This window comes from Enterobacter sp. 296B2, assembly GCF_034106185.1.
Classification (GTDB): domain Bacteria; phylum Pseudomonadota; class Gammaproteobacteria; order Enterobacterales; family Enterobacteriaceae; genus Enterobacter; species Enterobacter cloacae_N.
In genome coordinates this window covers 71,046-84,169 of record NZ_JAWNCA010000021.1, presented here as the reverse complement: position 1 = coordinate 84,169, position 13,124 = coordinate 71,046, and the positions used below count along the sequence as shown (strand labels likewise).

At 55.7% G+C, this 13,124-nt stretch carries 9 protein-coding genes; 5 read left to right on the top strand and 4 right to left on the bottom strand.

From position 1 onward, the window contains the following. Window positions 1–47 precede the first annotated feature (47 nt). The gene (ompC, locus tag URZ40_RS15860; RefSeq protein ID WP_233002662.1) at window positions 48–1,154 is read left to right on the top strand and encodes a porin OmpC; all 1,107 of its coding nucleotides are present in this window, start codon (window positions 48–50) and stop codon (window positions 1,152–1,154) included. A 59-nt stretch (window positions 1,155–1,213) separates the two neighbouring features. Here the strand turns inward: ompC and URZ40_RS15855 are convergent, their stop codons facing one another. After that, window positions 1,214–2,077, bottom strand: a complete 864-nt coding sequence (locus URZ40_RS15855; protein WP_320720823.1) for an N-acetylmuramic acid 6-phosphate etherase — start codon at window positions 2,075–2,077, stop codon at window positions 1,214–1,216. Window positions 2,078–2,242: 165 nt separating this feature from the next. On the opposite strand from URZ40_RS15855, the gene URZ40_RS15850 reads away from it, so the two are divergent. Both URZ40_RS15850 and dcuR read left to right on the top strand, forming a co-directional pair. Then, on the top strand, window positions 2,243–3,859 hold the full coding sequence (locus tag URZ40_RS15850; RefSeq protein ID WP_163329824.1) for a sensor histidine kinase: 1,617 nt from the start codon (window positions 2,243–2,245) through the stop codon (window positions 3,857–3,859). Beyond that, entirely contained in the window at window positions 3,856–4,575 is a 720-nt protein-coding gene (gene dcuR, locus URZ40_RS15845; protein WP_116338943.1) for a two-component system response regulator DcuR, read from the top strand. The genes URZ40_RS15850 and dcuR overlap by 4 nt, the downstream gene beginning before the upstream one ends. Here dcuR and URZ40_RS15840 read toward each other — a convergent pair. Further along, window positions 4,556–5,518 (bottom strand): FAD:protein FMN transferase, encoded by a 963-nt coding sequence (locus URZ40_RS15840; protein WP_316379466.1) that lies wholly within the window; start codon window positions 5,516–5,518, stop codon window positions 4,556–4,558. The two genes, dcuR and URZ40_RS15840, sit on opposite strands and share 20 nt — an antisense overlap. Before the next feature lie 58 nt (window positions 5,519–5,576). Next, complete coding sequence (locus tag URZ40_RS15835) at window positions 5,577–8,357, bottom strand: flavocytochrome c (RefSeq protein ID WP_320720822.1); 2,781 nt, start codon at window positions 8,355–8,357, stop codon at window positions 5,577–5,579. A 610-nt stretch (window positions 8,358–8,967) separates the two neighbouring features. Here URZ40_RS15835 and URZ40_RS15830 point away from each other — a divergent pair. Then, the gene (locus tag URZ40_RS15830) at window positions 8,968–10,476 is read left to right on the top strand and encodes an anion permease (RefSeq protein WP_023325580.1); all 1,509 of its coding nucleotides are present in this window, start codon (window positions 8,968–8,970) and stop codon (window positions 10,474–10,476) included. A gap of 53 nt (window positions 10,477–10,529) precedes the next feature. After that, the gene (fumA, locus tag URZ40_RS15825; RefSeq protein WP_320720821.1) at window positions 10,530–12,179 is read left to right on the top strand and encodes a class I fumarate hydratase FumA; all 1,650 of its coding nucleotides are present in this window, start codon (window positions 10,530–10,532) and stop codon (window positions 12,177–12,179) included. Here the strand turns inward: fumA and URZ40_RS15820 are convergent. After that, entirely contained in the window at window positions 12,168–13,061 is an 894-nt protein-coding gene (locus URZ40_RS15820) for a LysR family transcriptional regulator (protein WP_320720819.1), read from the bottom strand. The genes fumA and URZ40_RS15820 overlap by 12 nt on opposite strands. Between the last annotated feature and the right edge of the window lie 63 nt (window positions 13,062–13,124).

Sequence of the window (13,124 nt, the reverse complement as noted above, 5' to 3'; positions counted from 1 at the left end):
GAGTAATTACATATATTCATATAAATTATTGTTAAAGGGAATATATAATGAAAAGAAAAGTTCTGGCAATTCTGGTACCCGCAGTGTTAATGGCTGGCGCAGCACATGCCGCCGAAGTCTATAACAACAACGGCAATAAATTAGACTTATACGGTAAAGTCGATGGCCTGCACTACTTCTCTGACAACACCAATTCCGACGGCGATATGAGCTATGTTCGTCTGGGTTTTAAAGGTGAAACGCAGATCAATACTCAACTGACCGGCTATGGCCAATGGGAATATAATATCCAGGCGAACAATACTGAGAGCAGTGGCAACCAGGCGTGGACCCGTCTTGGTTTCGCGGGCCTGAAATTTGGTGACTACGGTTCGTTCGATTACGGTCGTAACTATGGCGTTCTCTACGACGTTGAAGGTTGGACCGATATGCTGCCTGAATTCGGTGGGGATTCCTACACCTACACCGATAACTTCATGACCGGTCGTACGAATGGCGTTGCAACGTACCGTAACAACGGTTTCTTCGGCCTGGCTGACGGACTGAATTTCGCTATTCAGTACCAGGGCAATAACGAAAGTGCCTCTAACGATCAGGAAGGTACAGGCAATGGTCGCGACATTCGTAAAGAGAATGGCGACGGTTGGGGTCTTTCCACTTCCTATGATTTCGGTATGGGCTTCTCCGCGGGTGCAGCTTATGCCTCCTCTGACCGTACCAACGATCAGGTAACCAAAACAAATGCAGGCGGCGACAAAGCCGACGCCTGGACCCTGGGTATGAAGTACGACGCCAATAATATTTACCTGGCGACCATGTATTCAGAAACCCGAAATATGACCCCATACGGTGATTATTTCGTCGCAAACAAGACTCAGAACTATGAAGTCACCGCACAGTATCAATTCGATTTCGGTCTGCGCCCTGCAGTTTCTTTCCTGATGTCTAAAGGGAAAGACCTGAACTCTTATTACGGCAGCGATAAAGATTTGGTTAAATATGCTGACGTTGGTGCAACCTATTATTTTAACAAGAATATGTCTACCTATGTTGATTACAAAATCAACCTGCTGGATGAAGACGATAACTTCTATCAAGCGAACGGCATCAGTACTGATGACATCGTAGCGGTTGGTCTGGTATACCAGTTCTAATCCTTCCCTGAAAATAATAAAGCCCGCAGCGCGGGCTTTATTATTTCAGAGGCAAAGTTTCACGGCGCTTCCTGCAACGCCACGCGGATAAACCCGTTATTCTGCGCCAGCAGCTCATGGGCTTTCCACGCATCCAGACCGGTCAGCACCATCAGCACCGCCGTTTTACAGTGATGGTTACAGCTCTCCAGCGCGGCCTTTGCCTGCGCCCGGCTGCATCCCCCCGCCTCCATCACAATGGCGATTTGCCGTTCAGCCCATTTGGTACTGCTAGCCTCAAGATCCACGCGCAGGTTGCTGTAAACGCGCCCGGTGCGAACGGCCAGCCCGGTGGTAATCATCGAGAGGATCATTTTTTGCGCGATCCCCGCCCTGGTATTGAGATACCCGGCAACCACATCAGCCCCCAGTTCAGGGGCAATTACCATGCTTGCCAGCTGCGCCGCTTCACTTTGTGCATCACCGGTGATGACCGCAACAGGCGCTCCCAGCGACCAGGTATGCCGCATCGCTCCCCAGACCCACGGCGTTTTTCCGCTGACGGTCACCGCCAGCATCATATCGTGTTCACCAAATTTGATGGCCTGCAGGTCAGCGACCCCGCGCTCGTAGCGCCCTTCTCCCTCTTCTGCCGTCACGGCAATTACAGGGTTTTTCCCCGGCGCATAATCATCCGCAGCCTGCCGTGCGGCGCAGCCCGACTGTCCTGCCCCGACGATGACCAGACGGCCACCGTGGTTGAGCGCCGCGGCGGCGTTATCCACCACGCGGGCGATTGTCGTTAAGCAGGGGGTTATAGCAGCAGAAATGCGTGCATCTTCCTCGTGGATAACCTTCAGCATGTCCAGCGTGGACAATCTATCTATATTCATCGTGCTGGCGTGCCGTCTTTCCTTGACCGAACCGGTAAGCGTAATGCTCATAAACAGCCTCCTTATTATGAGTACCCACACACTATAAAGTGTTTTATATAGATGACCTGCGAGTGGGGTCACGAAAAGAAGAGCAAATCGACGCTTTTACATGGCTTTAAGAAAAGCCCATCATCAGCGATAATCACCCCCTTTCTTAATCATCGCGGAGTGTTGATGAGCGATCTGCAGCCTTTCCCTCTGACGCGCAAGCGCCCCATGAAACTGTACACGCTGGTCACGTTGATGGTGTCCGCGATTATCGCCTCAGTGCTGCTGGTGGTTTTTGCGCTCTATTCCGTGCAAATCACCCGGGCGACCCGCGATGATGTAAAAGATACCGCGTTGGGTATCGCCCGCACGCTGGCCGACAGCCCGGAGATCCAGCGCGGCCTTATGCAGTCCCCGCAGGCCGACATTATTCAGCCCATCGCCAAAGCCGTTACCCAACGCAACGATCTGCTGCTTACCGTGGTGACCGACATGCGGGGGATTCGCTACTCGCACCCGAACGAGGCGCTCATCGGCCTGCATTTTATTGGCAACGATCTCGAACCCGCGCTGGAAGGCAAAGAGAATGTCTCGGTAAACCGCGGCGCCCTCGCCGAAGCGCTTCGCGTTTTCACGCCGGTCTATGACAGCCAGCACGATCAGATCGGGGTCGTGGTGGTCGGTATTTCCCTCAAAAAGGTGGAAGATCAGATAGCCCGCGGGCGGCTTAACGCGCTCTGGACGATTTTGTTCAGCATCTTTATGAGTTCAATGGCGATTTGGGGTCTGGTGCGGGTGCTGAAGCGCATTCTGTTCGGGCTCGAACCCTATGAGATCTCCGCCCTGTTCGAACAGCGCCAGGCGATGCTGCAGTCGCTTCGCGAAGGGGTACTGGCCGTCGACATTCACGGCCGCGTGACGATGATTAACCACACCGCCAGAGAGATTTTACTCCTGCCCTCCGGCAAGCAGTCGGAAAACGCCAGCGCTCCCCTGCTGGCCAGCCTGCGGGAGATTTCAAAGACGGGCGTCGCGCGTCAGGATCAGGAGATCAGCTGTAACGGCCGGCTGCTGCTGTGCAATATGGTGCCCGTCAAAAGCCAGGAGCGGGTCATCGGCGCGATAGCCACCTTCCGCGATAAAACGGAAATCAGCCAGCTGATGCAGCGTATTGACGGCATGGTCAACTACGTCGATGCCCTTCGCAGCCACACGCACGAGTTTATGAACAAACTGCATGTGATCCTGGGCCTGCTGCACATGAAGCGCTACGACAAGCTGGAGGAGTACATCATCCAGACGGCGCACAATTACCAGACGGATATCGGTACGATCCAGAGCAAGGTAAAATCCCCGGTCGTTGCCGGGTTCCTGCTGGGTAAAATCAACCGGGCGAAGGAAGCGGGTGTCACCCTGACGCTGGCGGATGAATGCCTGATACCGGATACCGCCAGCGAAGAGCAGGTCGCGGTGCTGATCACCGCGCTGGGTAACTTAATCGAAAACGCGCTCGACGCGATGGCAGGACAGCAGGAAGGCGAGATTGGCCTGCTGCTACATTATCAGAATGGCTGGCTCAGTTGCGAAGTCAGCGACGATGGCCCCGGCATTGATCCCACCCAGCTGGAGGCTATTTTTACTAAGGGGTTCTCAACAAAAGGTGAAAACCGCGGCGTTGGGCTGTTCCTTGCTCGCCAGCAGATCCAGAACCTGGGCGGCGATATTACCGTCGAGTCTGAGCCTGGCGTATTTACCCAATTTTTTGTTCACATCCCCTGGGATAGCGAGAGGAATATCGCGTGATAAATGTATTAATTGTCGATGATGACGCCATGGTGGCCGACCTCAACCGTCTGTACGTCAACCGTGTTGAAGGCTTTAGCTGCTGCGGCGTCGCCTCCACGCTCAACCAGGCCAGAGCCATTATCAATAACCCCAGCCAGCCTGTCGACCTGGTGCTGCTGGACGTCTATATGCAGCAGGATAACGGGCTGGATCTGCTGCCCGATATTCGCGCGTCAGGCCGTCCGATTGATGTGATTATGATCTCGTCCGCTGCCGATGCCGCCACGATCCAGACTTCCATCCACTACGGCGTGGTGGATTATCTGATCAAACCGTTCCAGTTCCCGCGCTTTGAAGAGGCGCTGAACGGCTGGAAGGCAAAGCACAGTCTGATGGGATCGCACCAGTATTACGAGCAGGCGGACGTCGACCGGCTGATCCACGGCGGGGCGCCGGAGCTGGCGGACAGTAAGAAATTGCCGAAAGGGTTAACGCCGCAAACGCTGCGCACCATTTGCCAGTGGATTGACGGCCACCCGGAGACGGAATTTTCCACCGACGATCTGGCTAACGCGGTAAATATTTCACGCGTCTCCTGCCGCAAATACCTGATCTGGCTGGCGCAAATCAACATTCTTTTCACCAGCATTCATTACGGTGCCACCGGCCGCCCGGTGTATCGCTACCGCTTACAGCCTGAGCAGATCGGGCTGCTCAAACAGTACTGCCAGTAACGCGGTAGCTCTCGTCCAGAAGGGTAAAACGGAAGTGGTGCATCGAGGAGATCACCACTTCTTTTGTCCTGGTCACAAAGATAGCTTCTATATCCGGACGCGCGCGCAGGGCAGCGCAGCCTTTCTCTACCCCCATGCCGTACATCAGCGTGGTCCAGATATCGCCATCAATAGAGTCTCTGGAAATGATGGTGACGCTGTCCAGCTCGTTGTCGAGCGGGTATCCGGTACGCGGGTCGAGAATATGGTGATAGCGCTTGCCGTTCTGCTCAAAGTAGCGCTCGTACGTTCCCGACGTCACCACAGAGAGGTTCTCCACCGTCATCGCGCCGATCAGCGCATCACCGGCGAACGGCTTTTTCAGCCCCACGCTCCAGCCGCCTTCCGGCGAGCCTAACGTCTGGATGTTTCCGCCAAGGTTGATCAGCCCCAGCTCAGCCCCCTCTTTGCGCAGGTAGTCCCGAACCCGGTCGGCAATATAGCCTTTGGCGATGGCCCCCAAATCGATCTCCATCCCCGCTCTGGTCAGAAACACGCTGGTCTGCGCCTCATCAAGGATGACATCCTCTGGCCGGGTAATCGCCAGCAGCGAGGCAATTTCATCGGCAGGCGGAACGCTGTCGCCCTGAAAGCCAATCTTCCAGCGCTTCACCAGCGGACCGATCGCCAGGTTAAAGGCGCTGTTTTTAAGCAGGCTTGCCGCTTTCGCACAGCGGATCAGCTCAAACACCGGACGGCTGACGGTAACCGGATGCTGACCCGCCGCCTGGTTGATGTCCATTACCTGCGAATGCGCGCGGTTAACGGTCAGGAGATCTTCGTACTGTTTGATCAGGCGGAAAACGCGGGACGCGAGGGCTTCGTCATGGGAGAAGAGTTTCAGGAGAATGGGCGAGCCCATCAGAACGGCGGAGTAGCTGTAAACGCGATGGCTATCAGGCATAGCATGAGTCCTCATATGTAGCCCCGGCAGGCACTGCGCCGCCGGGGAAACAGGTGCCTTACGTTCTTTTTGAGCGCATCGCCGCCTGATGTCCTGCAAGGGTACCAAAAATAATGATATCCGCCACCGCGTTACCGCCGATACGGTTACCGCCATGGATCCCGCCAACCACTTCACCCGCAGCGAATGCCCCCGGCAGCACGTTGTGGTTGTTGTCCAGCACGCAGGTTTCGGTGTTTATGGTCACGCCGCCCATGGTGTGGTGCACGCCCGGTGCAATCTGAATGGCGTAGAACGGCCCTTCATTGATGGGCGCACGCAGGGCGGTGGTGCGGCCAAAATCATCGTCGTGCTGTTTTTCAACGAAACCGTTGTAACGTTCCAGGGTCGCCAGGAAAGCGTGGTGATCCATACCCAGCGCTTCAGCCAGGGCTTTTGGCGAGCTGGCGCTGGTCACGAAACCTTTCGCGATATACTCATCTGAGGCTTTGTTTTTGGCACGTACGTGCTCATCAAAGACGATGTATGCGTATTTCTCCGGCAGCGCGATGATTGACGCCGAGACTTTATCGCGGGTCGACATTTCGTTGTAGAAGCGTTCCCCTTTCTGATTGACCAGAATCGCCCCGCCGCCGCGGATGGATTCAGAAATCAGGTACGAGGTTTTCTGCTCCACGGTTGGGTGGATCTGAATTTCGCCCATATCAACCGTGCCTGCACCGATACGCTCCAGCAGCGCGATACCGCCGCCCGTCGCCCCTTTGTGGTTAGTGGTGACGAACCCTTCCAGATCCGGGCGGTATTTCACCACCATCTGGCTGTTGGCGCTGAAACCACCGGTCGCCACGATCACGCTTTTGGCTGCCACGGTGACGGTTTCGTTCTCTTCGGTGGTCAGACGAACCCCGGTCACTTCGCCGTTCTCGAAGATGATGTCGCTGACGGAGGTATCCAGCATCACCTCAATGTTGCGTTTATTGACGTTACGCACCAGGCCGCTGATCAGGTAGCCGCCCACCGCAGAACCGTCTTTTGGACGGTGAGTACGATCGATGCTCATCCCGCCGGTGGTGGTGATGTCGTTCAGCATGATGCCGCGCGTTGCCAGCCACTCAATCGCTTCCGGCGCGTTCTCCACAAAGCGACGCAGCAGTTCCGGGTTGTTCTTGTTTCCGCCGCCTTTCAGGCTTTCCTGGTAGAACAGCTCTTTGCTGTCCTGAATCCCCTTCACGCGCTGGAAGCGGGTTTCTGCGGCGTTCATACCGGCAGAGGCTTTAATGGTGTTCCCGCCGATGGTCGGCATTTTCTCGACGATCAGCACGCTCGCGCCTTCGTCGTGAGCCTGGATCGCCGCCGCCAGACCGGCGCCGCCGCTGCCGACAACCACCACGTCCACGCTGCGGGTTTCGTTCGGGTCAACGCCCTCTTCCGCTGCCAGCGCCTTGCTGGACTTCAGCATCGCTTTAGAGACCGCTTTTTTCACCGCCTCGCTCTGGCTGGTTGCGCCGGTAATGGCATCCACGTGCGGAGTATTGGCATCCAGAATGCGGGTGCGGATCTCTTCAAAGCTGGTGACAAACTCAACGTCTTCACTCGGGCCGGCGGCAAGTTCGATGTCCGCAATGCGGTCGGTTTCCAGGCTGACGTTAATCACCAGTTCGTTAGCGTCGTCCTGCACTTTCTCAACAAAGGTGCCAGGTTTGAATTTGGACTCGCCCATGCTCATGTCGCGGATCATCGCCTCCACCAGCGAGAAGCGCCACAGTGGCTCGGGGATGCTCAGTTCCTCGCGTCTGGTGCTGTCCATAAACAGCTCAAGGCTTTCACCCGCCGCGATGCGGTCGGTCCAGTCCGGGTAAGCGATAGTGGCGCGGCCTACGGCAATCAGATCGTAGCCGTGGTCCAGCGCTTCATTCACGTCTGACGCATTCACCACGCCGCCAACGCCCATCACCGGAACCTGCGCCAGCGTGTCAGAACGCATTGCGCAGTATTTTTCGATAAGCGGCGTCGGGTCCTGGGTGTCGACGATAGAAGGACGCAGGGTGGCGCCTACGGAGAAGTGGAGATAGTCCACGCCGCGCGCGGCCAGTTTCTCCAGCAGGTACATGGTGTCCTCAAAGCGGATGCCGGGAACCTCCAGTTCTTCAGGGGAGAAGCGGTAGCCAATGATGAAGGCATCATCGGCGTACTGGCGCACCATTTTGTGGGTGATGTCCAGCACCGCCAGCGGGAACTTCGCGCGGTTATCGCGGCTGCCGCCCCACTCGTCGTCACGCTGGTTTGAATTTGGGGAATAGAACTGCTGAATCAGGTAGGTGTTCGCCCCGTGGATTTCCACGCCGTCGAAACCGGCCTGGATGGCGCGGCGCACGGCTTCACCAAACTTGCCGATCATGCCTTCCACTTCTTCTGCGGTCAGGGCGACAGGTGTCGCGGCGCCGTCACGCGGCGCGGCCACGGCGCTTGGGCCCACCGGGGTACGGCCACCGATCAGTTTCGGGTCGACCATGCGGCCACCGTGGTAGATCTGCAGCAGCGCCTTAGAGCCTTTGGATTTTATTGCCTCGGCGATTTTAGCCAGCCCGGCGATTTTCTCGTCGTTATCAATCCCAATCGCCCCCGGGAAGGCGAGACCGAGATCGTCGACAAAGCAGCACTCCACAATGATGGTACCAATGCTGCCGGAACGGGCCCGGTAGTACTCCACCAACTCGCTGGTAACGGTGCCGTCATAGTAGCCGGTACAGGTTGTCATCGGGGCCATTAACAAACGGTTTTTCAGTTCAGTGCCATTCGGTAATGTGAAGGGGCTAAGAATGCGTTCGTTAGTGCTCATAATAGAAACTCCAAACTTTTAAAAATTGAGAATTCGTTATCGGATTGATTTTTTGTTTCGTCGTTATTTGCCGATGTCATGATATTAATATAATGATTTTTTTAGTTTCTAAAGTTATTACGTTAGTTAAAAAACTATTTAATCCCTGCAATAACACTAATAATACATTGGTGTTAGCGATTGTAATTCAGCCATTCACAATAATTTAAAACTCGTTAAATAAAAAATGGTAAAACCACTTCACCAAAAACTAAATATTTCCATGTAAATCAACAAGTTATATCGAATTAAAAATTCATATTGTTACAAAAATGATAAAACAAATCCGAAAAACAGATAATAACCCCATACGCCAGAGTGGTTATTAATAAAAGCATAAAAATAACGCTGCAATTCTGTTTTTTTGATCGCGATCAATAGTTATGGCATTCAAAAGCGCAATATAAAAACATCATCAATTTTTAATTTAGCGCACATAAAAAAGCGTTAAATCGCTATTACTGAAAATACAAAACCGCACCTTTAATAACTAAAAAAAGCAAAGAAACTTAAGAAAGCGATTCTGTTTTTTCAGTGCAACCGAATTTTTGACAACTTAAGACGTGAAACTATGAATACAAAAACTGCTGTAACGCCCCCAGTGGCGAACCAGGCATCAAATGGAAACGCAAAACGATTGCTGATGATGGCATTGCCCGTCATCGTCGCCGTATTGCTGCTGTTTGTGCCCGTACCAGAAGGCTTGCCGCCTTACGCATGGCACTACTTCGCTATCTTTGTCGGCGTAATCGTCGGCTTAATCTTCGAACCGCTGCCGGGCGCGGTGATTGGCCTGACCGGCGTGGTTGCCATTGCCCTGTGCAGCCAGTGGGTGCTGTTCAGCCCTGAACAGCTGGCCGACCCGAAATTCAAGCTGGCGGGCGCCTCCTTTAAGTGGGCGGTGAGCGGGTTTGGTAACTCAACCGTATGGCTGATCTTCGGTGCCTTTATGTTCGCCGCAGGCTATGACAAAACCCGCTTCGGCCGCCGTCTGGCGCTGATTCTGGTGAAGTACCTGGGCCGTCGCAGCCTGACGCTCGGTTACGCCATTACGTTTGCAGACCTGCTGCTGGCACCGTTCACCCCCTCCAACACCGCGCGCAGCGGTGGGACTATCTACCCGATCATCGCTAACCTGCCGCCGCTGTACGGTTCAAAACCCAACGACCCAAGCGCGCGTAAGATTGGTTCGTACCTGATGTGGGTGGCGATCACCGCGGCCTGTATCACCAGCTCAATGTTCCTCTCCGCCCTTGCGCCGAACCTGCTGGCGCTGGCGCTGGTGAAAAGCACCGTTGGGATTGATATCTCCTGGGGCACCTGGTTCCTCGCCTTCCTGCCGCTGGGTATCCTGCTGATTCTGACCATGCCGCTGCTGGCCTACTGGTTCTACCCACCAGAAGTTAAAGTGAACAATGAAGTGCCGCTGTGGGCGACCCGTGAGCTGGAAAAACTCGGCAAACTGTCCCGCAATGAAATTCTGCTGCTGGTGTTCGTGTGCTGCGCTCTGCTGATGTGGATCTTCGCCGCCGCGTGGATTGAGCCTGCGATGGCGGCCCTGCTCATCGTCGGGCTGATGCTGTGGACCGGCGTGCTGGAGTGGAACGATATCACCGGTAACAAGGCCGCGTGGAATACCTTCGTCTGGTTCGCCACCCTGGTAGCGCTGGCGGATGGCCTCTCTTCTACCGGCTTTATCAGTTGGCTGGGTAAAGAAGGTGGCCTGCTGATGAGCGGTATCTCTCCAGGCGTGGCGACCATCGTCCTGCTGCTGGCGTTCTACCTGCTGCACTACCTGTTTGCCAGCACCACCGCGCACACTACCGCGCTGCTGCCAGCGATGCTGACCATCGCCTCCACCATTCCGGGCATGAATATGGAAGTGTTCGTCCTGCTGATGGTGACCTCTCTGGGCGTGATGGGGATCATCACCCCGTACGGTACTGGCCCAAGCCCGATCTACTACGGCAGCGGCTACCTGCCAACCAAAGACTACTGGCGCCTCGGCACCATCTTTGGTGCCATCTTCCTGGCGGCCCTGCTGCTGATTGGCTATCCGTGGATGTCCATGATGTTCTGATTCCTGACCGCCGGACTTCTCCTCCGGCGGTTTTATTTTTGTGGAGCAATACTATGTCGAATAAACCGTTTTTTTATCAGAACCCCTTCCCTCTTTCCCATGACGACACCGAATACTACCTGCTGACCAAAGAACACGTCTCCGTAGCCGAGTTCGACGGCCAGGAAGTCCTGAAGGTGGAGCCGGAAGCCCTGACCCTGCTGGCGCAGCAGGCCTTCCACGATGCTGCATTTATGCTGCGTCCTTCCCATCAGAAGCAGGTTGCCGCCATTCTCAACGACCCGGAAGCCAGCCAGAACGACAAATACGTTGCCCTGCAGTTCCTGCGTAACTCTGAAATTGCCGCAAAAGGCGTGCTGCCGACCTGTCAGGACACCGGCACCGCGATCATCATGGGTAAAAAAGGCCAGCGCGTCTGGACCGGCGGCGGTGACGAAGCGGCCCTGAGCCAGGGCGTGTATAACACCTACATCGAAGATAACCTGCGCTACTCGCAGAATGCGGCGCTGGACATGTATAAAGAGGTGAATACTGGCACCAACCTGCCCGCGCAGATTGATCTCTACAGCGTGGACGGCGATGAGTACAAATTCCTGTGCATGGCAAAAGGCGGCGGTTCCGCCAACAAAACCTACCTCTATCAGGAAACCAAAGCGCTAATCACCCCGGCGAAGCTGAAAAACTATCTGGTTGAGAAAATGCGCACCCTGGGTACTGCGGCCTGTCCGCCGTACCATATCGCGTTTGTGATTGGCGGAACCTCAGCGGAAGCCACGCTGAAAACCGTTAAACTGGCCTCGACCCGCTACTACGACGCGCTGCCAACCGAAGGTAACGAGCACGGCCAGGCGTTCCGCGACGTTCAGCTGGAACAGGAACTGCTCCAGGAAGCGCAGAACCTCGGCCTCGGCGCGCAGTTCGGCGGGAAATACTTCGCCCACGACATCCGCGTGATCCGCCTGCCGCGCCACGGCGCCTCCTGCCCGATCGGCATGGGCGTCTCCTGCTCCGCTGACCGCAACATCAAAGCGAAGATCAACCGCGACGGGATCTGGATTGAGAAGCTGGAGCACAACCCGGGCAAGTATATTCCAGAATCACTGCGCCAGCAGGGCGAAGGCGACGTGGTCAGCATCAACCTGAACAAGCCGATGAACGAGATCCTGGCGCAGCTCTCTGCGCACCCGGTCTCTACCCGCCTGTCGCTGAACGGCACCATCATCGTGGCGCGGGATATCGCCCACGCGAAGCTGAAAGAGCTGCTCGACAACGGTGAAGAACTGCCGCAGTACGTTAAAGATCATCCGATTTACTACGCGGGGCCAGCCAAGACCCCGGAAGGCTACGCCTCTGGCTCACTCGGCCCGACCACTGCGGGACGCATGGACTCGTATGTCGACCTGCTGCAATCCCACGGAGCAAGCATGATCATGCTGGCGAAAGGCAACCGCAGCCAGCAGGTGACGGATGCCTGCCATAAGCACGGCGGCTTCTACCTGGGCAGCATCGGCGGCCCGGCGGCGGTGCTGGCGCAAAACAGCATTAAGAGCCTTGAGTGTGTGGCCTATCCTGAGCTGGGAATGGAAGCCATCTGGAAAATTGAAGTCGAAAACTTCCCGGCGTTTATCCTGGTGGATGACAAAGGCAACGATTTCTTCCAGCAGATCCAGAACCAGCAGTGTAAAGGCTGTTCACAGCGCTGAGTGCTTCCATAGCTCCGGCAAAAGCGACAGCGTGTCAGCAATGATGGCGCGCTTGTCGCTTCCTGGCTTCCAGATGGTGACCATCGTCTGACTAATCCCCTGGCTGCCCACTTCGGTGAGCAGCCTTTTTACGTTTTGCCACCGCACGGCATGAAAATGGGTTGGTAAGAACCCCCAGCCGCATCCTCGCTCCAGCAGACCGCGCAGCATCTCCGGCTCGTTCGTAAAAAGGGTATGCCCTGAAATCTGCAGGCGACGCGCAACCGGCTCGTCCGAGTCTGGGTGCATAACGACCTGCGGAACCAGGGAGAGGTCAAGCAGTGAAAGGGGGGATGACGTCCCCGTAAACAGGGTACAGGAGGCGTAAAAATCCATATCGATTGCGCCCAGGGCCCGCCACTCCATGTTATCGCCCACGCTGCGGTTGCGCGCCTGGCAGATGGCCAGGTCCGCGCGCGCGTTCGCCAGCAGCCGTTCAGATTCATCACGCGAGGCGCAGATGAGGCTCAGGCGGATTTTTCGCGCCGCCATTTCAGCGATGACCCTGCGCAGAAAAACTCTGGGCGTGAAAGGATCGTAGACCAGGGTCAGGTCCTGCGTAGCGCCGTGGGGGACCTCCCTGGCGAAGGCCTCAAAGGCTTTGACCTGCCGCATCAGCAAATGAGCCTGACGCTGGAGCTGCTCGCCTTCCGGCGTGAGCCGCAGGGTACGCCCGTCGCGAATAAACAGCGCGTAGCCTAACCCATCCTCAAGAAAATCAACCAGATCGCGAAGCGTCGTTCGGTCTTTCTTCAGCACCACTGCCGCTTTACTCAGGCTCCCGTTTTCAGCCACGGCGGTGAATGCCTCAAGCTGTGCAAAGGAATAGATCAGTCCAGCCACGCTACGCTCCCTCTGTTTTTTTGGGGGATTTTCCCCCACTACGCGTTTTTTATTATAGCCCCC

Excerpts from the sequence above, each read along its gene's own strand:
- ompC (WP_233002662.1), top strand. The coding sequence starts at position 48 with ATGAAAAGAAAAGTTCTGGCAATTCTGGTACCCGCAGTGTTAATGGCT.
- fumA (WP_320720821.1), top strand. The coding sequence starts at position 10,530 with ATGTCGAATAAACCGTTTTTTTATCAGAACCCCTTCCCTCTTTCCCAT.
- URZ40_RS15855 (WP_320720823.1), bottom strand. The coding sequence starts at position 2,077 with ATGAGCATTACGCTTACCGGTTCGGTCAAGGAAAGACGGCACGCCAGC.
- URZ40_RS15850 (WP_163329824.1), top strand. The coding sequence starts at position 2,243 with ATGAGCGATCTGCAGCCTTTCCCTCTGACGCGCAAGCGCCCCATGAAA.
- URZ40_RS15830 (WP_023325580.1), top strand. The coding sequence starts at position 8,968 with ATGAATACAAAAACTGCTGTAACGCCCCCAGTGGCGAACCAGGCATCA.
- URZ40_RS15835 (WP_320720822.1), bottom strand. The coding sequence starts at position 8,357 with ATGAGCACTAACGAACGCATTCTTAGCCCCTTCACATTACCGAATGGC.
- URZ40_RS15840 (WP_316379466.1), bottom strand. The coding sequence starts at position 5,518 with ATGCCTGATAGCCATCGCGTTTACAGCTACTCCGCCGTTCTGATGGGC.